Here is a 22266-nt window from a genome sequence, read left to right on the forward strand (position 1 = left end):
CGCGGCATGGTTTTACATCAGCAGTTGACGCGACAGCACCTCGCGCGCCTGGGTGACGGTCTCGCGCTCGCCCGGCAACGGCGGCGTCAACGAAAACACCGCGTCGGGCAATGGCGGCAGCCGGTATTTCGTGCCGAGCCGCATCAGGCCGTCGCCGATCGCCGACGCGCACAGGCAGCCCACCCCAAGCCCCGCCGCGAGCATCGACTGCAAGCCCGCGACCCCCGACGCGCTGTGCACGAGCACGTACGGCGTGTGCTGTTCGTCGAGCGAGCGCACCGCGACCTGATGCATCATGCAGTCGTCCGGCAGCAGCACCAGCGGCAGCGGTTCGGGCAACTGTTCGGCGAGCACGGGCGACGCGACCCACGACAGCGGTTCGCGCCGCAGCACCCAGCGCGTGTCGGCCGACGCCGGCCGGAACGGCCCGCTCGACATGTTCATCACGACGCCGAGATCGATCTGCCCGCGTGCGTGCGCCGCTTCGATATCCGCGCTCTTCATCGCGCTCACGTGCAGGCTCAACTGCGGGTAGCACTCGCGCAACCGCGCCAGCATGCCCGCCACTTCATTCGTGCGGTAGTAGTCGGTGATCGCGACGCGCAGTTCGCCCTTGATCGCCTGCCCGCGCAGCTCGTCGAACGCGGCCTCGTTCAGCGCGACGATGCGCCGCGCGTGCTGCAGCAGCCGCGAGCCGGCCGGCGTCGGTTCGACGCCGCGCTTGCTGCGCACGAACAGCGGCACGCCGGCGCGCGATTCGAGCTTGCGCACCTGCTCGCTGACCGTCGATTGCGACAGGTGCAGCCGCGGCGCGGCGGCCGTCAGGCTGCCGGCGTCCGCGACCGCCGCGAAAGTGCGCAACTGGTCGAGATCGAAACCGCGCATCGTCATTCCTTATCCATCGATTAACCCGATGGATGCTACCACTCTTTCCCGCTTTTCCGAACCATGGGCGATGCCCAGAATAAGGGCTCAACGGCCTGTGTGCGTCGATCGCCTATCGGGCCCTCATTTTTTTCGGATCCTGCTTTCATGACGAACAACACGCTTGTCCCCTGCGCGCCGGCCGGCGCGGCTGCCGCGGCGACGCCGCGCAGCCACCACGGCTGGGCGCTCGTGGTCCTGCTGGTCGGCGCCATTCTGCCGCCGCTCGACTACTTCATCGTGAATCTCGCGCTCCCGGCCATTCGCGACGGCATCGGCGCACGCCAGGCCGAGTTGCAGCTCGTCGTGTCGGCCTATGCGTGCGCGAACGCGGTCGTCCAGATCACCGGCGGGCGTCTCGGCGACCTGTACGGACGCAAGCGCATGTTCATGGTCGGCATGGCCGGCTTCGTGCTCGCGTCGACGCTGTGCGGGCTCGCCGACAACGGCACGGTGCTCGTCGGCGGCCGCGTGCTGCAGGGCCTGTTCGCCGCGATCCTCGCGCCGCAGGTGCTCGCGACGATCCGCAGCGTGTTCAGCCCGCAGGAACAGGTGCGCGTGATGGGCTTCTACGGGTTCGCGTTCGGCCTCGCGGCCGTGATCGGCCAGCTCGGCGGCGGCGCGCTGATCAGCCTGCATCCGTTCGGGCTCGGCTGGCGCGCGATCTTCCTCGTCAATCTGCCGATCGGCGTCCTGGCGCTGATCGGCAGCTGGCGCTTCATCCCGGAAAACCGCGCGCCGCGCGGCCAGCGCATCGACGTGCCGGGCACGGTGCTGATGTCGCTGTTCCTGCTGATGCTCGTGTACCCGCTCACGCACGGTCGCGAAGCCGGCTGGCCGCTGTGGATGATCGCGTGCGGCGTCGGCGCGCTGCCGATGCTCGGCGCGCTGCTGACGGTCGAAGCGCGCCGGCTCGCGCGCGGCCACGATCCGCTGCTCGACGTGCGCCTGCTCCGCAACCCGGTCGTCGCGCTCGGGCTGCTGCTCGCGTTCCTGTTCTACATGCTGAGCGCGTTCTTCCTGAGCTACGGGATCTATCTGCAGGGCTGCCTGAACTGGTCGCCGCTCGCGTCCGGGTTCGCGATCCTGCCGCTCGGGCTCGGCTTCCTCGCGAGCCCGCTGCTGATGCCGCGCCTCGTCGCCCGCTTCGGCGGGTATCGCGTGCTCACGCTCGGCTTCGCGATGCTCGCGGCCGGCGTCGCGATCGCCGCCACGCTCGCCCGCGACGGCGCGCCGGGGCCCGGCTTCTATGCGGGCATCGCGGCGATCGGCATCGGGCAAGGGCTCGTGCTGCCGTCGGTCGTGCGGATCGTGCTCGCGGAAGTCGATGCGGCCCGCGCGGGGGTCGCTTCAGGGATGGTCAGCGCGATGCTGCAGATCGGTGCGGCCGTCGGCGCCGCGACGATCGGCGGCGTGTTCTTCGCGCGGCTCGGCGTGCATCCGGCCGCGCTCGATTACGTGCAGGGATTCAGGGCGTCGATGTTCACGCTGACGATCGTGTTGCTGGGCTGCATCGCGTTGTCGATGGCGCTCGGGCCGCTGCATCGGCGGCTGCATGCGGATGCGTGACGCGTAACGCGTAACGCGCGACGGAAATGGCCTCGTCAGTCCAACGGCGGCAACCGATGCGGTGCATGCAACGCAGGGCCGCTCGCCGGCATCCGGTTTATTTGCGATGCGCGCGCTGCGCTTGTCGCGCTTCCCATTCGGCCAGTTCGACGCGATAGCGCGCGAGCGCTTCGTCGTACAGGTCGAAAACGCACGGCGAGCAGCCGCTGTTGCAGCAGTCTTCCAGCTCGGGTTGTATAGGCGGGGTCGGACGGGGATCGTCGACGGACGGATCTCCGGAAGCTTGGTTCGGCACGGCGTGGTCCGGTAATGTGGAGTGGTCAGTATAGGGCGATCCGGGCCGCCGCCGCGTTCGGCAAGCCGGGCGGACCGACGATGAACGCGTCCATCATGGCGCGATCGCCGAACGCGGCACTCCGCTGCGTTCGCCCTATTCCGACCCCACAGGAGCTGAGCGATGGCCGAAGCCGTGAATCCACCGGAAGTCTGGGCGCCGTTCGGCGCGTTCTCGATGGCCATGATCCAGGGCGACGGCCGGATCGTGCATCTGAAGGGGCAGGTCGCGCTCGACCGCGACGGGCAGGTAGTCGGCGCCGGCGACATGCGCGCCCAGGTTCGGCAAACGCTCGACAACATCCGCGACGTGCTGGCCGCACTGGGCGGACAGATGCGCGACGTGATCTCGCTCGTCCATTACGCCAGCGACATCGACGCATTCATGCAGGCCGGCGACATCCGCAAGACCTACTTCGCCGAACCCTATCCGGTGACGACGACCGTCCAGGTCGAGCGTCTCTACCGTCCCGACCTGCTGATCGAGATCGCGGCCATCGCCGAGATTCCGCTGGCGCGGTTTCGTCGTCCGCTGTCGCCTGCTTGAAACGCGTCGGGCACGCACGAAAACGCGCGCCGGCCGCTGTATTTCCGACCGGCGCGCGCGTGCTCGCAACCCGCTCGCCTACTTCGCGGGCGCGCCCGGCTTCACCGCCCCCGGCTTGTCGGCCAGCGGCTGCCACGCGGCGCCGAGCGAATACCAGTCGACGCGGCGCGTGAGCGTCATGATGCCGGCGAGAATCGCGAACAGCAGCAGCGAACCGAGCATCAGTGCATTGTCTTCCGACAGCAGCAGCCCGTAGAGCGCCGCGTACAGCATCGCGAGCAGCGCCGTGAACGTCGCGCCGCGCTTCACGCTGTGCAGCACGAACGACAGGTAGAAACCGAGCAGGCCGATGCATGCGCCGCTCGCCGCAAGATACGCATAGCCGAACGCAATATGCTCGGACAGGCTCAGCAACAGCAGGAAGAACAGCGCGAGCGACAGGCCGACCAGCGTGTACTGGATCGGGTGAATGCGCAGCCGCTTCACGAGCTCGTACATGAAGAAGCTCGCGAACGTGAGCATCACGAACAGCGCGCCGTATTTCGTCGCGCGTTCAGCCTGCAGATAGACGTTCACGGGTTCGATCACCGACACCGACGCCATCTCGATCTCGCCGCCGCCGTTGCCGGACGCCACTTGCTCGCGCGCCTTCGTGTTGAACGACGTCACGTGCCAGTTGCTGGAGAAGCCGCGCGCATCGATCGTGCGTTCGGCCGGCAGGAACTCGCCGCCGAAACTCGGATGCGGCCACGTCGATTTCAGCGAGAAGTCGTTCTGGTCGCCCACCGGCGCGAACGCGACCGATTCCGCGCCGGCCAGCGGCAGGCCGATGCTGAACGGCACGACCGTCGCCCCCGCGTTTGCCTCCGCCAGCGCCGCGAGATCGACGTTCGCATGCACGCCCTGGCGCAGGCTGTCGAGCCGCGTGCCCTGCTCCACGTCGATCCGCTTGCCGCCGATGCGCAGGTCGGGCTGCGCCTTCAGCCCGCGAAGGTCGCCGATGCCGAGCACGATATACGTGCCGTCGATCTTGAAGCTCACGTGGCCGTCGGCCTGCGGCAGCTTCTTCAGGTCCGGCAGCGGCAGCGTGCCCGTCATCCGGCTGTCGAGCCCGTACACGAGCGCCTTGTGAATGCCGCGATAGCGCTCGCTGACCGACAGCGTGCCGTCGACGTTCAGCGTCTTCGGGAACACGAGCAGCCGTTTCGTCTCGCTTTTCAGGGTGGTTTTCGCCTTGCCGCCGGCGCGCACGTCATCGCTCACGCGCGTGACTTCCGTGTAATGGACGACGAGCACCGGCCCCGTCACCGTCTGCGGCCCCGCATAGCTCGCCCAGATGCTCTGCAGCGCACTTTGCCGATAGTCGGCGCGTTCCCGCACGATGCTCTGGACCATCTGTAGCGGGATCAGGATCGCCAGCGCGAGAAACGCGGTGATCATGGACTTGAACAACAGGACTCGATTCATTGCTGGCTGGTACCGGAGTGGAAGGTACGGTCAGCATGAGCGGCCCCGGTGAAGGGCGATTGAAGCCGGCGTGAAGCGAATGTGTGGCGAACGTGAAGCGTGCGGTCAGCCCGCCGACGGCAGCGTGAGCGTCGCGCACGCGCCGCCTTCCGCGCGATTCGCGAGCGCGACCTGGCCGCGGTGCAGCATCGCGACTTCGCGGACGAAGCACAGCCCGAGGCCCGTGCTGCGATCCTGCCCGTCGGGGCGCGGCAGCGAATAGAAACGCTCGAACACGCGCGACAGCGCATAGTCGGGCACGCCGGGGCCGTCGTCCACGACGCGCACGATCGCAACGTGCGCCCTGCCCGCCGGCTGCCGCTCGAGCGCGATCCGGATCGTGCTGCCCTGCGGCGCGAAATCCAGCGCGTTGTCGAGCAGGTTGCCGAGCGCCTGCCGCAGCAGGAACGGATCGCCGTCGACGATCGCCGGATCGGCCCCATCGTTCGCCTCGTTCGCGTCGATCCGCAGGCTCACGCCGCGCTGCCGCGCGCGCGGCTCGAGATCGTCGACGAGCTGTTCGAGCACCGGCCGCAGCGCGACCGGCTCGTGCACCGACAAGCGCTGCTTCTGCTCGACCTCGGCCAGCGCGAGCAGCTTGCGGATCATCTGTTCGAGGCGGCCGGCCTGACGGCGGATGTTCTCGGTGAAGCGCCGGCGGTTCGCGACCGGCATGTCTTCCTGCAACAGCTCGGCCGCGCCGCTGATCGCGGCCAGCGGGCTTTTCATCTCATGCGTGAGCGTGTGGATGTAGGTTTCAACGTACTGCCGGTCTTCCAGCCGCTGATGCATGCTTTCCACCGCACGCCCGAGCTCGGCCAGCTCGTTCGCGCCCTGCAGCGGCATCGACGCGCGTTCGCCGGCCGCGATCGCGCGCGCATAGCGCTGCAGGCGCCGCAGCCCGAGCACCAGCCACCACGTGCACGCGGCGCCGATCAGGATCGCGCCGCCCATCAGCAACGCGCCGTACAGCATGATCTTGCGCTGGCTGCGCGCGATGAACGGCGCGACCGTCTGGTTCGGCTTCGCGATCGTCAGCACGCCGATGATCTCGTTGCCGCGCCGGATCGGCGCCGCCACGTGCATCACGGTGCTGCTGTCGTCGTTCGGATCGCTGCGCGTGCTGCGCGCGCCGTATTCGCCGCGCAGCGTCCGGTACACGTCGTTCCAGCGCGAATAGTCCTGCCCGACCGCGCTGCCGGACGAGTCGTAGCGCACGATGCCGTGCGCGTCGGTGATGTAGAGGCGGTAGCCGATCGCGTTCTTCTGGATACCCCACACGTTCGCGCTGACCGGGCGCTCGTGCAGTTTCCCGAGCTGCCGCGCGAACGTGCCGTCCGCGATATGCCCGTTCGCCATGTCGTCGGCGGCCAGCGTCGCCAGCACCTGCGCGGTATCGACGAGCGTGTCCTCCATCGCTTCGCGCACGCCGGGCTTCACTTCCTGCACGAACACGCGCAGCGTGATCAGCGCGGCCAGGCCGACGATCAGGAAAAAACCGAAGAAGATGCGCAGGCCGATATGCATGGGCGGTGCCGGTCGTTACGGTTGCAGCGAATAACCCATCCCGCGATGCGTGCGGATCGGGTCGCGCTCGGGATCGATCGCGCGCAGCTTGGCGCGCAGCGTCTTGATGTGCGTGTCAACCGTGCGGTCGGCCGAATCGAGCGCCTCGTGCCATACGAGGTCCATCAATTGCTCGCGCGAGTAGATGCGCCCCGGATGCCGGACCAGCAGCGCCAGCAGCCCGAATTCGTAGCGCGTGAGGTCCAGCGCGTGACCGAGCCACGACACGCGCGCGCCGTCGGCGTCGAGCGTGAAGCCGGAGGCGACCGGCGCAGGCGCGCCGGCGGGTGCGGGCGCCTCGGCAGGTGCGAGTGCGGGCGCCGGTTCCGGCGCGGCCGTCCGGTGGAAGCGGCGCAGGATCACGCGCACCCGCGCGGCCAGTTCGCGCGGCGAAAACGGCTTGACGACGTAATCGTCGGCGCCGATCTCGAGCCCGACGATCCGGTCGATCTCGTCGTGCCGCGCGGTCAGGAAAATCACCGGAATATCGGTGAACGTGCGCAGCCGCCGACATACCTCGAAGCCGCCGAGGTCCGGCAGGCCGACGTCGAGCACCACGAGATCGACACGCGTGTCGCGCAGGCGGTCGAGCGCCGCCTGCCCGAGCGTGCAGTGGACGGTCTGCATGCCGTCGGTGCCGAGGGCATAGACGATCGTGTCCGCGATCGCCTGTTCATCTTCGACGATCAGGATGGTGGGCTGGGTCATGGTCTCGGGTTCGGGTCGCGCAATCCGGTGCGACATTGTACGCACGGCCGGCCCCGGCGAGCCCTCCCCCGGCGCACTACGCCACGCGGCCGCTCACCGGAATCGACGCACCGGTGATCGCCTGCGCGTCGGCCGACAGCAGGAATCCGATCGTCGCCGCGAGCTGTTCGGGCCGCACCCAGCGCGAGAAGTCGGCGTCGGGCATGTCCTTGCGGTTCGGCGGCGTGTCGATGATGCTCGGCAGCAGCGCGTTCACGGTCACGCCGCGATCGAGCAGTTCCGCCGCCAGCGCCTCGGTGAGCCGCGCGACCCCCGCCTTCGCGGCCGCATACGCGCCCATTCCCGCGCCGGCCTTGAACGCCGCGCCCGCGCCGATGTTGACGATGCGGCCGGCCTGGCTCGCCACCAGGTACGGCAGCGCGGCCTTCGACGCGTTCAGCGCCGTCTTCACGTTCAGTTCGTACATGCGGTCCCACGTGGCGGCATCGCCGTCGGCGATCGTCTGCCACACGAATGCGCCGGCAATGTTCAGCAGCGCGTCGACCCGGCCGAATTCGCGGTTGACCGTTTCGAGCGCCTGCGCGGCGGCCTGCGGGTCGACGAGATCGATGCCGCCGATGCGCAGCGCATCGGCCGGCACGCCGGGCAGCGCCTGCGCCGCCGGGGCCGCGCCGCGGCCGATCAGCGCGACGCGTGCGCCGCGCGCGCCGAGCCACGCGGCCGTCGCGACGCCCAGATGACCGAAGCCGCCGGTGATCGCGACTGCCTTGCCTTTCAGGTCGTGTTCCATCGATGTGTTCTCCTGGATCGAGGGGTGATTGGATGAAATGCCGACAGCGTAGCGCCGTTCACGGGTTCGTGCGCACGGCGATGAGGGTGCTGGCGCAGCCTCCCTGTCGTTTCGCTGTGGCCATCGGGCGCAAGCGCGGCTGGCACCGTCGCGAGACGCATCGCGATCCATGCGCCGCAGGATGTCACGACGTTGCGGGCGCGGCTCGACAAGCGCGCAGTCGGACGGCCGGGCATAATGCGCGATGCCCGCCACGCGTGGCGTGCGGCGCGACAGCGGGGCCGGCCTGCCCGACGGCACGCGCCAGCGCCGCCTCGCATCCCGAACCTCAACCCGTCAATCCCATGCAAGTACTCGTCATCGGAACCGGCAAGCTCGCCAACGAGTTGCTCGGCTCGCACAAGCTCGACCCGGCCACCTGTCGCGTGATGCCGTGGTCGGACAGCACGCGAACCGACGCCCAGTCGATCGCCGTCCATGCCGGTTCCGGCCGCGAACTCGCCGCGGCGATCGCGTTCTGCCAGGCCACCGCGTCGCCGCTCGTCGAATTGTCGACCGGCTCCGACCTCGAAACCGGGACGTACGGCTTTCCGGTCGTGCTGTGTCCGAACACGAACATCCTGATGCTCAAGTTCATGAGCATGCTGGAAACCAGCGGCCACCTGTTTCGCGACTGCGAGATCAGCGTGACCGAGTCGCATCAGGCCGGCAAGACGTCCGTTCCCGGCACGGCCGTCGGCATCGCCCAGTCGCTCGGCGTGCAGCCGGCAGACATCCGCTCCGTGCGCGACCCGGCCGTGCAACGCAGCGAATTCGGCATCCCCGACGATCAGCTCGGCCGCCATGCGGTTCACCGGATCCGCATCGACGACGGCGCATGCAGCCTGCAGTTCGAATCGCGCGTATCCGGCGCGACGCCCTATGCGGATGGCGTATCGCGCATCGTCGAGGCCGTCCGGCAGCACGATCTCGAGCATCGTCGCTATTCGATCGTCGAATTCATCCGCAACGGCTGGCTGTAGTCGCGGCGGCGGCGTGCGGCTCGGCCCCGCATGGCGCGGGCCGCACGCCTATGCCGGCACGGCCTCGCCGCAACCACCGCCCTCGCGGGCTCACCGCTACCCGTCCCCCAGCACCGCCCCGCTCTCCGGCAAGGTCGCCCCGCCGTCGACGACGATCGTCTGCCCGGTGATGTACGCGGCGTCGGCCGATGCGAGAAACAGCATCGCGTTCGCGATGTCCTCCGGCTCGCCCATCCGTGCCAGCGGAATGTCGCGCGCGATCTGCGCCGCGACCGACGCGTCGCCGAGATTGCCGGCCGCCGGCGTGCGGATCATCCCCGGTTCGACGCCGTTGACCGTCACGTTGCGCCGCGCCAGCTCCAGCGCCGCCGCCCGAATGAAGCCGTTCACGCCGGCCTTCGACGCCGCGTAATGCGCCAGCCCCGGATAGGCGACGCGCGGCCCCGTCACCGACGACGTGACGAGCAGCCGCCCGGCCCCCGCGCGCCCGAATGCCGGCAACGCGGCCTGCGCCAGCCAGAACAGCGCCGACAGGTTGACCGACAGCGTGCGGTCGAGCGTCGGCTCGTCGATCTGCATGAACGGCGTCAGCGGAAAATACGCGGCATTGTGGACGACGACATCGAGCCGGCCGCCGTCGCGCTCGACGGCCGCAACGAGCGCACCCAGTTCATCCCGGCTCGCGGCATCGACCTGATACGCGCGTGCTTGGCCGCCCGCGCTAACCAGCGCGTCGGCCTGCGCGGCTGCCGCGTCGCCGTTCAGGTCGGCGACCGCGACGAACGCGTCGGATTCCGCGAAACGGCGCGCGATCGCCGCGCCGATCCCTTGCGCGGCGCCCGTGACGAGCACGACCCGCCCGCTAAAATCCGCACGCAGGCGGCCGCTGCCCCGCACGGCAGTCATCGCTGCGCCTCGCCGCCGAGCGGGTGCACGGTTTCGTTCAGCACCTGCGCGTAAGCGCCGATCTGGAAATTCGATAGCGTGCCGAAATCGGCGCCCTGATAGCCGAAGATCTTGCCGTCGGTCTTGCGCTGCGCGAGGTCGATCAGCACGACGCCGAGCGTCGGCACCACCTTTTCGCGCCACACGAACAGATACAGTTCGTCTGCGATCCTGAAATAGTGACAGCGGTCGACGTCGGCCAGCCCGCCTTCGACGCCCTGCAGGCATTGCCACGCGTAGAAATTCTCGTTCAGGTAGATGTGCTCGTAGCATTCGGTCGGGCTGTAGCGGTACATCGTCCGCTTGCCGATCAGTTCGCGCGTGGGCGCATGCAGCGCCCCCGGCTGCACATGGCCGCCGAGCGTGCCGTGCCGGAATTGCGCATCGACGGCCGTCAGCGGCAGCCCGCGCGCGACGCGTGTGAATGCATCGATACGCGTGTCGGCTTCCGTCGGCAACGTACCGACGACCGACGTCCACACGCCGGTGTCGAGATCGATCACGAGGCTCACCGATGTCGCCCGAGCGGTGGCATCGATGTAGTCGACGAAGTACAGGCCGTCGCGCAGCCGCGTCACGCGGCACGGCGCGCGGCCGTGCGTATCGGCGGCCGCATCGCGCCACTGCAGCGCGCCCGGTTCGAACGTATAGACGCGCCACGCGCCCGATGCGTCGCCGAGCGCCAGCGTCCGCCCGACGAACGCGTCGACGGGTGCGAGGACGTTCGCCTCCGGCGCGAAGCCGTCCGCGAGCGCGCCCACCTGAATGAATACCGGATCCTGTCGTTCCACCTGCCGTCTCCCGCGCAGCTTCAGGCCCGGCGGGCCGTGTACGCTGCTCATGTGCACATGGTGCGGGCTGCGCGCGCCGCGCGGTATCCGCCAAAAGGATGAAGGGCGCGTGGCGCCGGAACGCGCTAAAGTGCACGTGATCCGCGCCGCAACCGGCGCGAGGAGCGCACATGCACCGTGTCACCCACTACCGACGCACCGGCGAAGGCATCGAGGCAATCAGCCTCGAATCCGATCGCGCGTTTCCGCGACACGCGCACGACGAATTCGGGGTCGGCGTGATCGTCAGCGGTGCGCACCGGTCGTGGAGCGGCCGCGGGCAGGTCGACGCGCTGGCCGGCGACGCGATCATGGTCAACCCCGGCGAGATGCACGACGGCTCGCCGCTCGAGGCCGGCACCGGCCGGCGCTGGCGGATGCTGTACCTCGCCCCCGCGCTGGTCGCGGGCGTCGCAGCGGAAGAAGGCCTCGGCGGCGTCGAGCTTGCGCATCCGGCCGTGCGCGACACGCGGCTCGCGGCCGCCGTCGGCCGGCTGCATGCACGCATCGTCGCAGGCGAAACCCAGCCGCTGGCCCGCGACGAAGCGCTCGTGATGCTCGTCGCAGGGTTGCTCGCCCGGCACGCGAACCGCACGCTGCCGGCGGCGGGCGTCACGCCGACGGTCCGCGTCGCCCGCGAGCGGCTCGACGCAGCGCCGGCCGCACCCGTGTCACTCGCCGAGCTGGCCGACCTGAGCGGCATCAGCCGCTTCCAGTTGCTGCGCGGCTTCGCGCGCGAGCTCGGCATCACGCCGCATGCCTACCTGGTTCAGTCGCGCACGCGGCTGGCGCGCGCGCTGCTGGCCAGCGGCCTGCCGATCGCCGATGCCGCGGCTGAAGCCGGCTTCGCCGATCAGAGCCATCTGACGCGCGCGTTCGCGCGCCAGTTCGGGATCACGCCGGGGCGGTTCACGCAGACGGGTTAAGTAACGCTGTCGCCCGCGCAGCGCGAGGCCGCACTGCATTCGAAATGCGGTTGCCACCTCGACGGCAGCCGCGACCTATTGCGTCCGTACATGTCGACGGCGCACCGCATTCAACGTCTCCCTCTGCTGCAATTTCGTTCAAGACGCACCCCGCCGCCGTACGCGACGATGCGGCGCATGAAGACACGACTGATTGGCTATCTCTATCTCGCCGCCGCGATGGCGGGCGTCGGCAGCACCGTCATCGCGAGCCGTCTCGCGGCCGGCGGCCTGCCGCCGTTCGCAGCCACCGCGCTGCGCTTCCTGATCGCGACCCCGCTGCTGTTCGCGCTGATGCGCGCGCAGCGCATGCGCTGGCCGCGTATTTCCGCACGCGACGCCGTGCTGCTGGTCATCCAGGCGGCGGCGGGCGGCGTCGGCTATACGGTGCTGCTGATCAGCGGCACGAAGCTGTCGTCGCCGCTCGATGCGGGCGTGATGCTCGGCACGCTGCCGGCCATGTCGACGCTGATCGCGGCCGTCGTGCTGCGCGAGCGGCAGACGCCGCGCGACTGGCTGGCCGCCGCGCTCGCCACGGCCGGCGTGCTGTTCGTCACGTTCGCGCCGGGCCACGCGCCACCGTCGCTCCAGACGCTTGCCGGCGATGCGCTGGTGCTGGCGGCCGTCGCATGCGAAGCGGTCTTCATCCTGCTCAACCGGCGGCTTGCCGCACCGTTGCCGCCGCTTGCGCTTTCCACCGCGATGTCGGGCTTGGGCTTCGTGCTCGCACTCGTGCCGGCCGCGTTCGAATGGCGTGCGGTGGCGAGCGGCTGGACCGTCGGCGCCGTGTCGGCGATCGTGTACTACGCGCTGATTCCGACCGTGCTCGGCTACCTGTGCTGGTATGCGGGTTCGGCGCGCACGAGCGGCACCGAGGCGGCCCTGTTCACGGCGGTCGCGCCGGTTTCGGCCGTGCTGTTCGCGGTCGCGCTGTTCGGCGAAACGCTGACCGGCACGCGTGTCGCCGGCATCGCGCTCGTCGTCGCCGGCATGCTTGTCGGCGCGACGCGGCGGCGCAGGCCGCCCGTCGAATCACGCACTACGCTCGCCGCGCAGACCGCCAGCGACTGACTCGCGTTCATCTCGTCCCGGCGGAAACGGTGGCGGCTCCCCTGCCGTCGCATCGCCTGCCTTCCCCGCAACGCAGCCGACGACTGTAGGAATGTGTCCGCGCACCGCAAAACCGTTGCGCACAGCTGCGCAAGATGCAATATTCGCGTGGCCGAACCCTTTGACAACCATCGAACAACAATCCGCCAGGCAATGAACAGGAAGGAAGCCAAAACAAGAATCGCGGTGCTGCTATCCACGGGAACGAGGAAGGCCGACGCACTGGCCGAACTGTCCGGACAGGGGCTGAAGGATCGCGTGCTCGCGCACCTGATCGCGTCGCGCCCGGACCCCGAACGCTGCCGCAAGAACAAGGTGCACATCCGGGTCCTGATCGCGCTCGGCATCGCGCAGTTGGTCATCAGCCTGATGCTTGCGTACTACTTCTTCGCATCCGGCGCCGGCGGCGTCCTCGTCGCCGTCTTCCTTGCGTTGACCGTGCCGCTGTCGCTGCTGTTCATCTGGGGCTTTGCGACCAATCGTGTCGGCGCGTATCACGCGTTCATCCTGCTGTCGCTGCTGCAGGTGCCGAAGACCGTCGCCGATCTCGGGCGCGACCCGGCGGCCGCGCTGCCGAGCCTCGCGATCACGGTCGTGCTGGTCGGTTACGTGTGGTTCGTCCGCAACCGGTTGTTCCCCGACTACGGCTGGTTCACGCCGCGCAAGGTCGAAGGCCGCTACGCGTTCGTGGAACGCGCCTGACGCCGCCCGCATCGACTCAGGCGCAAAAAAAGGCGCCGGGCCGCCCCGCAATTGCGAGGCGGCCCGGCGCCTTCTGCATTCCGGAACCGGTCGGCTTACTTGGCCTTTTCAGCCGAATCGCTGATCGCCTGGCCACCCTTCGAAATGTCCTGGCCCACGCCGGCGACCGTATTGCAACCGGCGAGCGCGGCGGTCACCACCAGCAACATTGCAGCAATCGTACGCGTCATTCTCATTCTCCTTCGAATCAACAAGCCCGACCGGGCGAATCGTTTGTGGCGTGGCGCCCGGCACGCTGCCGGACACGGGGCCTGACCTGATTATACGGAGACGCACGCCGCGCGCCAGTACGGCCCCGCCGAGTGTCATGCGCGCCACACCACCCGTGCGCGCAGATTTTTCTTGACTTCACTGCGCCAGGAACTAATATACGCACCGCGTATATTTTCCGCCAGGAGCCGCCGATGACCGTTCCCCAGCAAGCCTTCCTCCGCGACGCGATGCGCCGCCTCAACATGACCCGCGAGGCATTCGCGAATCGCATCGGTGTCAGCCGGCGCGCGCTGGATACCTGGCTGCTTCCGGACGATTCGCAGGAATCGCGCGGGATGCCCGAGATCGTCGAGCGCTTCGTGTCGGAAATCGTCGAACGCTCGGCACCGGACGGCGAGAACTATACGCAAAGCGTAGAAAAACAAGGGCTCTCGAAGCAGTTCCTGTTCGAAGGCAAGCCGCAATTGATCTCGGTCGACCAGTTCTCGCGGGATTCGGTCGAGGCGCTGTTCCGCGTGGCCGATGTCATGCAGCCGATCGCGCGACGCCACAAGATTTCGCGCGTGCTCGAAGGCGCCGTGCTCGGCAACCTGTTCTTCGAGGCCAGCACGCGCACGCGCGTGTCGTTCGGCGCGGCCTTCTGCCGGCTCGGCGGCTCGGTGTGCGACACGACGGGCTTCACGTTCTCGTCGATGGCCAAGGGCGAATCGATCTACGACACGAGCCGCGTGATGGCCGGCTACGTCGACGCGCTCGTGATCCGCCATCCGGAAAAAGGCTCGGTGGCCGAATTCGCGCGCGCGACCAACCTGCCGGTGATCAACGGCGGCGACGGCCCCGGCGAGCACCCAAGCCAGGCGCTGCTCGACCTCTACACGATCCAGCGCGAGTTTTCGCGGCTCGGCAAGATCGTCGACGGCGCGCACATCGCGCTGGTCGGCGACCTGAAGTACGGCCGCACCGTGCACTCGCTCGTCAAGCTGCTCGCGCTGTACCGCGGGCTGAAGTTCACGCTCGTGTCGCCGCCCACGCTCGAGATGCCGACGTACATCGTCGACCAGATCGCGACGAACGGCCATGTGGTCGAGCAGACGACCGACCTCGCGGCCGGGCTGCGCGGCGCGGATGTCGTCTACGCGACGCGGATCCAGAAGGAGCGCTTCACCGACGAGTCGTTCGAAGGCTACACGCCGGATTTCCAGATCAACCAGGCGCTCGTCGACTCGGTGTGCAAGCCCGACACGCTGATCATGCACCCGCTGCCGCGCGACAGCCGGCCCGGCGCGAACGACCTGTCGGTCGACCTGAACCGCGACCCGCGTCTCGCGATCTTCCGGCAGACCGACAACGGCATTCCGGTGCGGATGGCGATCTTCGCGGTGCTGCTCGGTGTCGAGAATCTCGTCCAGCATTCGATGCGCGACGCGACGTGGCGCCCGCCGGCATACCTCGGGCCGGAGGATGCGGTGTTTCACGGAATCGACTGACGCCGCACCGGAAGTCTCGCGCCCGCCATCGCCTCCGGGAGCGGGCACGCTTGCTCGATTCGAAACGCGCGGTGTTGCACGGCGCGTTTTTCATTTCGGCGCGGTGAAAGAACCGACGATCGCGGACTACTCACCCCATGGGTCGATGACGCGCAGGCCCAACGCCTGGAACGGCGCGACGTCGCGCGTGGCCACGATCAGGCCGTTCGCCTCGGCCGTGGCGGCGATAAAACAATCGACATCCGCGATCGTGTTACCTGCAACACGGGCCCGCGCCCGAAAGCTCGCGTATGCTTTACTCGCCGCATCGTCGAACGGCAGAATCCGGCCTCGAAACAGCGACAACACGCGCTGCTCGATGCCCTGATGCAGCCTGTCTCGCCGTCGCCCTTCCGGCAACGCCGCAATGCCGAATCGAATTTCGGCGAGACTGATCGCGGCAAGAAACAACGTCTCGACGTTCTGCGCATCGAGCCACTCGATCACCGCCGCGTTCGGCTCGCGCCGGAGCGGCTCGGTCATGACATTCGTATCAACAAGGATCATTCGAAGCTCATCGGATGGGTTGGCGTGTTGTCGCGCTCGACGTCGAAATCGACGCCTCCGGCTCCCCGCCCGACTTCTATCAGCAACGTGCCGAGCTTCGGTCGTCCGTCTGGCAGAGCGGCCTGCTCGAGGATGGCGCGCACCTCGGCTTCGGTACTGCGCCCATGCCGGGCTGCACGAATCCGAAGCGCGCGATGCACCTCATCAGGCAAATTTCGAACAGTCATGACGGGCACGTTTCAATCCTTCAAAATACTTTCGATGCATTCATCTTAGCATTTTGCAGTCACTCGGCGGCACGCGACGCAACCACTCTAATCCCACCGCCACACCCTTCATACTCGGCCAATTGGCCATCCTTCCGCGCCCGACAAGCCTTCGCCCTCCGCAACATTCGTCAACAATTCCCTTACAAACGAGAACAAGAACGCTTCTCATTCAACAGAAAATTACATAGAATGCGGCCTGAAAACAAATCGTAATAATTCCCGGCGGCATGCACATTTCCGCAGTACCCCGGGGCCACACCGCGAGGTCGAAGCGCACCATGAAGTCCCGTCCCGACGAGCTGAAGCTCGGTAAATTCACCACCCTGTGCAGCGTGCTCGCCGCGAGCCCCGCCTTCGCCGACGGCACGCCGCCCGCGGCGCCCGCCAGCACCGAAGGCCACCTCGCGCCGATCGAGATCCAGGGCAAGACCGAGCACAGCTACAAGGCCGACTTTTCCGCTTCGGCGAAATTCACCGCGCCGCTCGTCGATACGCCGAAATCCGTCACCGTGATCCCGCAGGAACTGATCCAGAGCAGCGGTGCGGCGACGCTGACCGAAGCGCTGCGCACCGTGCCCGGCATCACGTTCGGCGCCGGCGAAGGCGGCAACCCGCTCGGCGACCGTCCATTCATCCGCGGCTACGACACGCAGGGCAGCATGTTCGTCGACGGCATGCGCGACACGGGCGCCACCACGCGCGAGATCTTCAACACCGAGCGCGTCGAGATCACCAAGGGTTCCGACGGCGCGTACGGCGGCCGCGGCGGCGCCGGCGGCAGCATCAACCTGATCACGAAGGCCCCGCACCTCGGCACGACGGCCGCCGCGAGCGCGGGCCTCGGCACCGACCGCTATCGCCGCTTCACCGCCGACGGCAACTGGCAGTTCGCCGATCACGCCGCGTTCCGCCTGAACCTGATGAGCCACAACAACGACGTCGCCGGCCGCGACGCCGTCAACAACGAGCGCTGGGGCGTCGCGCCGTCGATCGCGTTCGGCCTCGGCACGCCGACGCGCGTGACCGCGAGCTACTACCACTTGCAGACGGACGACATGCCCGACGGCGGCATTCCGTACTTCTACACGACGTCGAACAAGCCCGCGAACGTCGGCACGATCTATCCGGCGCCCGTCGATCGCCACAACTTCTACGGCCTGATCGACCGCGACTTCCGCAAGACCACGTCGGACATCAGCACGATCAAGATCGAGCACGACATCACGCCGAACCTCACGGTGCGCAACACCACGCGCTACACGGAATCGACGCAGGACTACATCTGGACCCAGCCCGACGACAGCCAGGGCAACGTGGTGAACGGCAAGGTCTGGCGCCGCAACAACAACCGCGACAGCTCGATCAACAGCCTCGCGAACCTGACCGAATTGTTCGGCGAATTCCGCACCGGCCCGTTCAAGCACAGCTTCACGACCGGTATCGAGCTGTCGCGCGAATGGGGCAAGCGCGATTCGTACACGGTCGCGACCGACACCGGCAAGATCTGCCAGAAAGGCATCGGCGCGCCATCGGGCTACAACTGCACGAGCCTCTGGTCGCCGAACCCGAACGATCCGTGGGCCGGATCGGTCACGCGCAACAACGACTACGCGCATGCGCGCACCACGACGAAGTCGATCTACGGCTTCGACACGATCGAGCTCACGCCGCGCTGGCAGGTGAACGCCGGCGTGCGCGTCGACGACTACTCGACCCGCTTCACCGACACCAAGGCGAACGGCGGCAAAACCTATACGCGCGACGACACGCTGTTCAACTGGCAGGCCGGCCTCGTATTCAAGCCCGCGCAGAACGGCAGCATCTATGCGTCGTATGCGACGTCGTCGACGCCGGCCGGCATGCTGCTCGGCGAAGGCAGCGAGACGCAGTCGCTCACGCCGGGCCGCGGCGGCGTCGGCCCGAACGCCGACCAGATGGCGCCCGAGAAGAACCGCAGCATCGAGCTCGGCACGAAGTGGAACGTGCTGAACGACAAGCTGTCGCTGACGGCCGCGCTGTTCCAGATCGACACGACGAACGCACGCGTGACGCTGCCGAACAACCAGTACGCGATGGTCGGCAACAAGCGCGTGCAGGGTCTCGAGCTCGGCGTCGCCGGGCAGATCACCAAGCAGTGGCAGGTGTTCGGCGGCTATACGTACATGAAGAGCGCGCTGCGCGACAACGGCAAGGACGCCGCGAACAACGGCAACCGCTTCCCGAACACGCCGAAGCACAGCCTCACGATGTGGTCGAATTACGACGTCACGCCGAAGTTCACCGTCGGCGGCGGTGCGTTCTATATGTCGGAAGTGTTCGGCGATCCCCAGAACCTGCGTGCCGTGCCGTCGTACTGGCGCTTCGATGCGATGGCGCAGTACCGGATCAACAAGAAGCTCGACCTGCAGCTGAACGTGAACAACCTGTTCAACCGGACGTACTTCGATCAAGCGTATCCGGCGCACTACGCGTCGATCGCGCCGGGCCGCTCGGCGTTCGTCACGCTGAACGCGCGCTACTGATCGATGGAGGCCGTGTCGCTGAAGGCGCTCGCGTCGGTCTCGCCGCGCGAGTTCGCCGACATCCTGGCCGGGCCGCCCGAGCGCGCCGCCGCGTGGGTCGCGGCGGCGGCCGACCACGGCATCGTCGACGCACAGGCCGTCTACGGGCAATACCTGCTCGACGGGCACGGCGTCGCGCGGGATCCGGCCGCCGCGTTCGGCTGGTTCCGGCATGCGGCGCGGGCTGGCCATCCGATGGCGATGAACATGCTCGGCCGCTGCTACGAGTTCGGCTGGGGCACCGCCGCGTGCGCGCCGGTCGCCGTGTACTGGTACCGGCTCGCCGCGCAGGCGGGGCTCGACTGGGGCATGTACAACTACGCGACGGCGCTCGCGCTCGGCAATGGCATCGATGAAGATCGCATCGACGCGCTCGACTGGTTCCGCCGCGCGGCCGCGCTCGGCCATGCGAAATCGATCAATCTGATCGGCGGCTTCTACGAGGACGGCTGGGTCGTATCGGTCGACACCGACGCCGCGTTCGACCACTATCGCCGCGCCGCCGTTGCCGGCGACTTCCGCGGCCAGTTCAACTATGCGCGGCTGCTCGCCGAGCGCGGGCGCGTCGACGAAGCGCTCGCCTGGCTCGCGCGCGTGCCGGCCACCGCGACACCCGCGTTCATCGCGAAGATGCGCGCGTATCTCGTGTCGTCGCCGGTCGACGCTTTTCGTTCGGCGGCCATGCAACTGGCGCCGCACGCAATGGAATCCGCATCATGATGCTTCATATCCCCGGCGTACTGACCCAAGGGCAAGTCGCGCAATGCCGCGACCTGCTCGATGCGGCCGAGTGGGTCGACGGCAACGCAACGTCCGGCGCACAGTCGGCGCTCGCGAAACGCAACCGGCAATTGCCGGAAGGTTCGCCGGCCGCGCGCGCGGTGGGCGATGCGATCCAGGACGCGCTCGCGCGCCATCCGCTGTTCTTTTCGGCGGCACTGCCGCTCAAGGTGTTTCCGCCGCTGTTCAATCGCTATGCAGGCGGCGAAACGTTCGGCACGCACGTCGACAATGCGATCCGACTGCTGCGCGGCACGGATTTCCGCGTGCGCAGCGATTTGTCGGCGACGCTGTTTCTCGCGGAACCCGATGCGTACGACGGCGGCGAGCTGTGCGTCGAGGATACGTACGGCGTGCATCGCGCGAAGCTGCCGGCAGGCGATCTCGTGCTGTATCCGGCGTCGAGCCTGCATCACGTGACGCCTGTGACGCGCGGCGAGCGCGTGGCTTCGTTCTTCTGGATTCAAAGCATGGTGCGCGACGATGGCGACCGCACGCTGCTGTTTCAGCTCGATACGCAGATTCAGGCGCTTTCCGTCGAAAAAGGAGCGAAGGATCCGATGGTCATTTCACTGACCGGGATTTATCACAACCTGTTGAGGAAGTGGGCGGATACCTGAGCCATGTGGCGGGGCCCCGCAACGTCCTGAAACGCGCGCCCCCTTCCGGCCACTGCCCGTCCACCGTCCCACGCAGCCGCCTTATGCCCGCTGCAGGATATCGATCGCCTTGTCTGCATCGTCCACCGAATCGACCGCGAAATAGGCAATGAACTGGGAACCCAGCACCGCGGCCGAGACGCCACGGAGATTGATCGCGCCGTCCGCGAGCATCTGGGTCAGTTGCCCGATGATGCCCATTTGATCCAAACCCATTACGCGGACGGAGTGAACGCTCGGGGTGACGCTGAACCCCACCTGCGTGGCCGCACGAATCACCGCCTCTCCCTGCAGTGGCGCGACAAACACGACGCCCTTGCCCGGCGCCTCCGATGTGCGGCGTGCGACGATGAACTGCAAGTCTGCGCCGGCAGTCCGCAGGGCGCTTAATACTGCCGCGAGGCCGCCCGGCTTGTCCTCGATGGTCGCCGCCCAGACATCGACACGTTCTACGCTCAGTTCCATGGCAGTCCCTCCCACCTGAGAACCCGGATAGAAAAAATCTAGATCACAGCAAGCACGCAAGCAAGGCTGGCAGCGTCTTCCGGCCCCGGCATCGACGCACCCTGTCGCGCTTCGCATGCATCCGGCGACGCTTGACCTTCGAGACTTGCCTCCCTTCGCCGCACCGCCATAAAATGACTATCGTCACATGACCAGGGCCATATCATGATGCCGCACGTTCCCGTTTCGAAATCCGAATTCAAGGCTCGCGCACTCGAATATTTCCGGCTGGTCGAGGCGTCCGGCGAAAGCCTCATCGTCACCGATCACGGCAAGCCGACGCTCGAAATCCGCCCCTATCGCGCACCCGAAGCTCAGCCGTTGGACATATTGCGCGGTTCGGTCTCGCGCTACGACAATCCCATCGATCCGATTGCGGAAGATGATTGGGAGGCGTCGCGGTGATCGTGCTGGATACGCATGCATTGGTGTGGTGGGCCGCTGGCGATCCGGCGCTCAGCAAGAAGGCGCGCAGCGCGATCGACCGCGCGCGCGGCGACAGTGCACTCGTCGCGTCCGCCATCTCCGCATGGGAAATCGCGATGCTTGTGCGTCATGAACGACTCGTGCTGACGATGGACGTCGATGCGTGGCTCGCGACGGTCGCGCAGATCGACGGCATGCGCTTCGTGCCGATCGACGCCGATATCGCCGCGAAATCTGCGTCGCTCCCCGGCACGTTCCACAAGGATCCGGCCGACCGGATGATCGTCGCCACCGCGCGGCGGCTCGGCGCGCCGCTCGTCACCCGCGACGAAAAAATCCGCGCCTACGCGCACGTCAAGACGCTCTGGTAAGCGTTGCCCGCCCGTGGGTCGAACCGCTGCGCACCTTCTGCCGGACTCAGGCATATTGGCGATTCGTCTGACCAAAACGACCGCGGCCGCCGCACTCGATATCGGCTCGTGGCCCGCAACCGTCCTCGCGCCACTCTCCGATCCCGCCGTCCGGTCGATCGCCCTGCAGGAGTCGCACGAAGGGTTCGTTGATCTCGCTACCTTCCATGACCGCATTGCCGTCGACCTGAGCCGCGCTCACGTCGAAAACACGAGCCCGCATTTCCTGAAGGTGCGCCGCGGCGTCGCCGAACGGCTGGCCGCCGCCGCGCACACGCTCCCTGCCGGCCTGCGCCTGTACGTGAAGGAAGGCTATCGCCCGCTGTCGCTGCAACGCGACTATTTCACCGGCCACCTCGCGCACCTGCGCCGGACACTGAATCCGCCGCCGCCCGACGACGCGCTGTACGAACTCGCGAGCCACTATGTCGCGCCACCGGAAGTCGCGGGCCATCCGACCGGCGCTGCCGTCGACCTGACGCTGATGACCGCCGACGGCACCGAACTCGACATGGGGTGCATGCTCGACGCCACCGACCAGGAATCGTCCGGCGCGTGCTACACGCACAACGCGTTCATCAGCCGCGCGGCCGCGGGAAACCGCAAGATCCTGATCGACGCGCTGACCCGCGCCGGCTTCACGAATTACCCGTCCGAATGGTGGCACTGGTCGTTCGGCGATCGCTATTGGGCCGTCATGCAGAACGAATCGCACGCAATTTACGGTCCTGTCGAGGAAAGCATGCTCGACGAAGCATCACGATGACAGTTTTCCCGATCCGACACGCGTGACTCGGTAACATCCTCACTTGCCGATCCCCGTGTGCTCCCGCA

At 67.6% G+C, this 22266-nt stretch carries 25 protein-coding genes; 13 read left to right on the forward strand and 12 right to left on the reverse strand.

From position 1 onward, the window contains the following. Window positions 1-12: 12 nt before the first annotated feature. Complete coding sequence (locus HWW87_RS20070; RefSeq protein ID WP_175822117.1) at window positions 13-885, reverse strand: LysR family transcriptional regulator; 873 nt, start codon at window positions 883-885, stop codon at window positions 13-15. A gap of 147 nt (window positions 886-1032) precedes the next feature. On the opposite strand from HWW87_RS20070, the gene HWW87_RS20075 reads away from it, so the two are divergent. Next, complete coding sequence (locus HWW87_RS20075) at window positions 1033-2493, forward strand: MFS transporter (RefSeq protein ID WP_175821806.1); 1461 nt, start codon at window positions 1033-1035, stop codon at window positions 2491-2493. Window positions 2494-2590: 97 nt separating this feature from the next. On the opposite strand, the gene HWW87_RS20080 is transcribed toward HWW87_RS20075, so the two are convergent. Then, window positions 2591-2788: an oxidoreductase-like domain-containing protein gene (locus HWW87_RS20080; protein WP_175821807.1), complete on the reverse strand. Its 198-nt coding sequence runs from the start codon at window positions 2786-2788 to the stop codon at window positions 2591-2593. A 162-nt stretch (window positions 2789-2950) separates the two neighbouring features. Here HWW87_RS20080 and HWW87_RS20085 point away from each other — a divergent pair, with 162 nt between their 5' ends. Beyond that, complete coding sequence (locus HWW87_RS20085; protein ID WP_175821808.1) at window positions 2951-3373, forward strand: RidA family protein; 423 nt, start codon at window positions 2951-2953, stop codon at window positions 3371-3373. A gap of 78 nt (window positions 3374-3451) precedes the next feature. On the opposite strand, the gene creD is transcribed toward HWW87_RS20085, so the two are convergent. From creD to HWW87_RS20105, 4 genes are all read right to left on the reverse strand, one after another. Then, window positions 3452-4840 (reverse strand): cell envelope integrity protein CreD, encoded by a 1389-nt coding sequence (creD, locus tag HWW87_RS20090; RefSeq protein ID WP_175821809.1) that lies wholly within the window; start codon window positions 4838-4840, stop codon window positions 3452-3454. Between the two features lie 105 nt (window positions 4841-4945). Continuing rightward, the gene (gene creC, locus HWW87_RS20095; protein ID WP_175821810.1) at window positions 4946-6406 is read right to left on the reverse strand and encodes a two-component system sensor histidine kinase CreC; all 1461 of its coding nucleotides are present in this window, start codon (window positions 6404-6406) and stop codon (window positions 4946-4948) included. A 15-nt stretch (window positions 6407-6421) separates the two neighbouring features. Further along, window positions 6422-7153 carry a two-component system response regulator CreB gene (gene creB, locus HWW87_RS20100; protein ID WP_175821811.1) on the reverse strand — a complete coding sequence of 244 codons (732 nt, stop codon included), beginning with the start codon at window positions 7151-7153 and terminating at the stop codon, window positions 6422-6424. Window positions 7154-7229: 76 nt separating this feature from the next. Next, the gene (locus tag HWW87_RS20105; protein WP_175821812.1) at window positions 7230-7943 is read right to left on the reverse strand and encodes an SDR family NAD(P)-dependent oxidoreductase; all 714 of its coding nucleotides are present in this window, start codon (window positions 7941-7943) and stop codon (window positions 7230-7232) included. 344 nt (window positions 7944-8287) lie between these two features. Between HWW87_RS20105 and HWW87_RS20110 the strand changes: the two genes are divergently transcribed. Further along, window positions 8288-8965 carry a dihydrodipicolinate reductase C-terminal domain-containing protein gene (locus HWW87_RS20110; protein WP_175821813.1) on the forward strand — a complete coding sequence of 226 codons (678 nt, stop codon included), beginning with the start codon at window positions 8288-8290 and terminating at the stop codon, window positions 8963-8965. 96 nt (window positions 8966-9061) lie between these two features. On the opposite strand, the gene HWW87_RS20115 is transcribed toward HWW87_RS20110, so the two are convergent. Beyond that, complete coding sequence (locus tag HWW87_RS20115; RefSeq protein ID WP_175821814.1) at window positions 9062-9871, reverse strand: SDR family oxidoreductase; 810 nt, start codon at window positions 9869-9871, stop codon at window positions 9062-9064. Next, window positions 9868-10701, reverse strand: coding sequence for a molybdenum cofactor biosynthesis F family protein (locus HWW87_RS20120; RefSeq protein WP_175822118.1), 834 nt, complete (start codon window positions 10699-10701; stop codon window positions 9868-9870). The genes HWW87_RS20115 and HWW87_RS20120 overlap by 4 nt, the downstream gene beginning before the upstream one ends. Before the next feature lie 170 nt (window positions 10702-10871). Between HWW87_RS20120 and HWW87_RS20125 the strand changes: the two genes are divergently transcribed. From HWW87_RS20125 to HWW87_RS20135, 3 genes are all read left to right on the forward strand, one after another. Next, the gene (locus HWW87_RS20125; protein WP_175821815.1) at window positions 10872-11666 is read left to right on the forward strand and encodes an AraC family transcriptional regulator; all 795 of its coding nucleotides are present in this window, start codon (window positions 10872-10874) and stop codon (window positions 11664-11666) included. 177 nt (window positions 11667-11843) lie between these two features. After that, window positions 11844-12776, forward strand: a complete 933-nt coding sequence (locus HWW87_RS20130; RefSeq protein WP_175821816.1) for a DMT family transporter — start codon at window positions 11844-11846, stop codon at window positions 12774-12776. Window positions 12777-12968: 192 nt separating this feature from the next. Further along, the gene (locus tag HWW87_RS20135; protein ID WP_175821817.1) at window positions 12969-13517 is read left to right on the forward strand and encodes a permease; all 549 of its coding nucleotides are present in this window, start codon (window positions 12969-12971) and stop codon (window positions 13515-13517) included. A gap of 95 nt (window positions 13518-13612) precedes the next feature. Here the strand turns inward: HWW87_RS20135 and HWW87_RS20140 are convergent, their stop codons facing one another. Beyond that, window positions 13613-13747: an entericidin A/B family lipoprotein gene (locus HWW87_RS20140; RefSeq protein WP_006485835.1), complete on the reverse strand. Its 135-nt coding sequence runs from the start codon at window positions 13745-13747 to the stop codon at window positions 13613-13615. A gap of 234 nt (window positions 13748-13981) precedes the next feature. Between HWW87_RS20140 and HWW87_RS20145 the strand changes: the two genes are divergently transcribed. Further along, window positions 13982-15277, forward strand: coding sequence for an aspartate carbamoyltransferase (locus HWW87_RS20145; RefSeq protein ID WP_175821818.1), 1296 nt, complete (start codon window positions 13982-13984; stop codon window positions 15275-15277). Window positions 15278-15403: 126 nt separating this feature from the next. On the opposite strand, the gene HWW87_RS20150 is transcribed toward HWW87_RS20145, so the two are convergent. Continuing rightward, window positions 15404-15823: a type II toxin-antitoxin system VapC family toxin gene (locus tag HWW87_RS20150; protein WP_174431071.1), complete on the reverse strand. Its 420-nt coding sequence runs from the start codon at window positions 15821-15823 to the stop codon at window positions 15404-15406. Further along, entirely contained in the window at window positions 15820-16059 is a 240-nt protein-coding gene (locus HWW87_RS20155; RefSeq protein WP_175821819.1) for an Arc family DNA-binding protein, read from the reverse strand. Before HWW87_RS20155 ends, HWW87_RS20150 begins: the two co-directional genes overlap by 4 nt. A gap of 311 nt (window positions 16060-16370) precedes the next feature. Between HWW87_RS20155 and HWW87_RS20160 the strand changes: the two genes are divergently transcribed. From HWW87_RS20160 to HWW87_RS20170, 3 genes are read left to right on the forward strand one after another with little or no spacing between them, the layout of a single operon-like run. Next, window positions 16371-18614, forward strand: coding sequence for a TonB-dependent siderophore receptor (locus HWW87_RS20160; protein WP_175821820.1), 2244 nt, complete (start codon window positions 16371-16373; stop codon window positions 18612-18614). A gap of 3 nt (window positions 18615-18617) precedes the next feature. Then, on the forward strand, window positions 18618-19373 hold the full coding sequence (locus tag HWW87_RS20165) for a tetratricopeptide repeat protein (RefSeq protein ID WP_175821821.1): 756 nt from the start codon (window positions 18618-18620) through the stop codon (window positions 19371-19373). Continuing rightward, entirely contained in the window at window positions 19370-20053 is a 684-nt protein-coding gene (locus HWW87_RS20170; protein ID WP_175821822.1) for a Fe2+-dependent dioxygenase, read from the forward strand. Before HWW87_RS20165 ends, HWW87_RS20170 begins: the two co-directional genes overlap by 4 nt. Window positions 20054-20134: 81 nt before the next feature. Here the strand turns inward: HWW87_RS20170 and HWW87_RS20175 are convergent, their stop codons facing one another. Further along, window positions 20135-20557, reverse strand: a complete 423-nt coding sequence (locus HWW87_RS20175) for an amino acid-binding protein (RefSeq protein ID WP_175821823.1) — start codon at window positions 20555-20557, stop codon at window positions 20135-20137. Window positions 20558-20761: 204 nt separating this feature from the next. Between HWW87_RS20175 and HWW87_RS20180 the strand changes: the two genes are divergently transcribed. Genes HWW87_RS20180 through HWW87_RS20190 form a run of 3 tightly spaced genes read left to right on the forward strand, consistent with a single transcriptional unit; the run spans window position 20762 to window position 22198 of the window. Then, window positions 20762-21001, forward strand: a complete 240-nt coding sequence (locus HWW87_RS20180; protein WP_174431077.1) for a type II toxin-antitoxin system Phd/YefM family antitoxin — start codon at window positions 20762-20764, stop codon at window positions 20999-21001. Continuing rightward, window positions 20998-21393, forward strand: coding sequence for a type II toxin-antitoxin system VapC family toxin (locus HWW87_RS20185; RefSeq protein WP_175821824.1), 396 nt, complete (start codon window positions 20998-21000; stop codon window positions 21391-21393). Before HWW87_RS20180 ends, HWW87_RS20185 begins: the two co-directional genes overlap by 4 nt. A 55-nt stretch (window positions 21394-21448) precedes the next feature. Continuing rightward, window positions 21449-22198 (forward strand): M15 family metallopeptidase, encoded by a 750-nt coding sequence (locus HWW87_RS20190; RefSeq protein ID WP_244107311.1) that lies wholly within the window; start codon window positions 21449-21451, stop codon window positions 22196-22198. The last annotated feature ends 68 nt before the right edge of the window (window positions 22199-22266 follow it).

Source organism: Burkholderia sp. BCC0419 (assembly GCF_902830285.1).
Lineage (GTDB): Bacteria > Pseudomonadota > Gammaproteobacteria > Burkholderiales > Burkholderiaceae > Burkholderia.

What these genes read in the sequence shown, in the direction of transcription:
- HWW87_RS20170 (WP_175821822.1), top strand. Translation starts at nt 19,370, where the DNA reads ATGATGCTTCATATCCCCGGCGTACTGACCCAAGGGCAAGTCGCGCAA.
- HWW87_RS20135 (WP_175821817.1), top strand. Translation starts at nt 12,969, where the DNA reads ATGAACAGGAAGGAAGCCAAAACAAGAATCGCGGTGCTGCTATCCACG.
- HWW87_RS20085 (WP_175821808.1), top strand. Translation starts at nt 2,951, where the DNA reads ATGGCCGAAGCCGTGAATCCACCGGAAGTCTGGGCGCCGTTCGGCGCG.
- creC (WP_175821810.1), bottom strand. Translation starts at nt 6,406, where the DNA reads ATGCATATCGGCCTGCGCATCTTCTTCGGTTTTTTCCTGATCGTCGGC.
- HWW87_RS20070 (WP_175822117.1), bottom strand. Translation starts at nt 885, where the DNA reads ATGCGCGGTTTCGATCTCGACCAGTTGCGCACTTTCGCGGCGGTCGCG.
- HWW87_RS20150 (WP_174431071.1), bottom strand. Translation starts at nt 15,823, where the DNA reads ATGATCCTTGTTGATACGAATGTCATGACCGAGCCGCTCCGGCGCGAG.
- HWW87_RS20165 (WP_175821821.1), top strand. Translation starts at nt 18,618, where the DNA reads ATGGAGGCCGTGTCGCTGAAGGCGCTCGCGTCGGTCTCGCCGCGCGAG.
- creD (WP_175821809.1), bottom strand. Translation starts at nt 4,840, where the DNA reads ATGAATCGAGTCCTGTTGTTCAAGTCCATGATCACCGCGTTTCTCGCG.
- HWW87_RS20130 (WP_175821816.1), top strand. Translation starts at nt 11,844, where the DNA reads ATGAAGACACGACTGATTGGCTATCTCTATCTCGCCGCCGCGATGGCG.
- HWW87_RS20140 (WP_006485835.1), bottom strand. Translation starts at nt 13,747, where the DNA reads ATGACGCGTACGATTGCTGCAATGTTGCTGGTGGTGACCGCCGCGCTC.
- HWW87_RS20145 (WP_175821818.1), top strand. Translation starts at nt 13,982, where the DNA reads ATGACCGTTCCCCAGCAAGCCTTCCTCCGCGACGCGATGCGCCGCCTC.
- HWW87_RS20115 (WP_175821814.1), bottom strand. Translation starts at nt 9,871, where the DNA reads ATGACTGCCGTGCGGGGCAGCGGCCGCCTGCGTGCGGATTTTAGCGGG.
- creB (WP_175821811.1), bottom strand. Translation starts at nt 7,153, where the DNA reads ATGACCCAGCCCACCATCCTGATCGTCGAAGATGAACAGGCGATCGCG.
- HWW87_RS20160 (WP_175821820.1), top strand. Translation starts at nt 16,371, where the DNA reads ATGAAGTCCCGTCCCGACGAGCTGAAGCTCGGTAAATTCACCACCCTG.
- HWW87_RS20180 (WP_174431077.1), top strand. Translation starts at nt 20,762, where the DNA reads ATGATGCCGCACGTTCCCGTTTCGAAATCCGAATTCAAGGCTCGCGCA.
- HWW87_RS20075 (WP_175821806.1), top strand. Translation starts at nt 1,033, where the DNA reads ATGACGAACAACACGCTTGTCCCCTGCGCGCCGGCCGGCGCGGCTGCC.
- HWW87_RS20125 (WP_175821815.1), top strand. Translation starts at nt 10,872, where the DNA reads ATGCACCGTGTCACCCACTACCGACGCACCGGCGAAGGCATCGAGGCA.
- HWW87_RS20105 (WP_175821812.1), bottom strand. Translation starts at nt 7,943, where the DNA reads ATGGAACACGACCTGAAAGGCAAGGCAGTCGCGATCACCGGCGGCTTC.
- HWW87_RS20110 (WP_175821813.1), top strand. Translation starts at nt 8,288, where the DNA reads ATGCAAGTACTCGTCATCGGAACCGGCAAGCTCGCCAACGAGTTGCTC.
- HWW87_RS20175 (WP_175821823.1), bottom strand. Translation starts at nt 20,557, where the DNA reads ATGGAACTGAGCGTAGAACGTGTCGATGTCTGGGCGGCGACCATCGAG.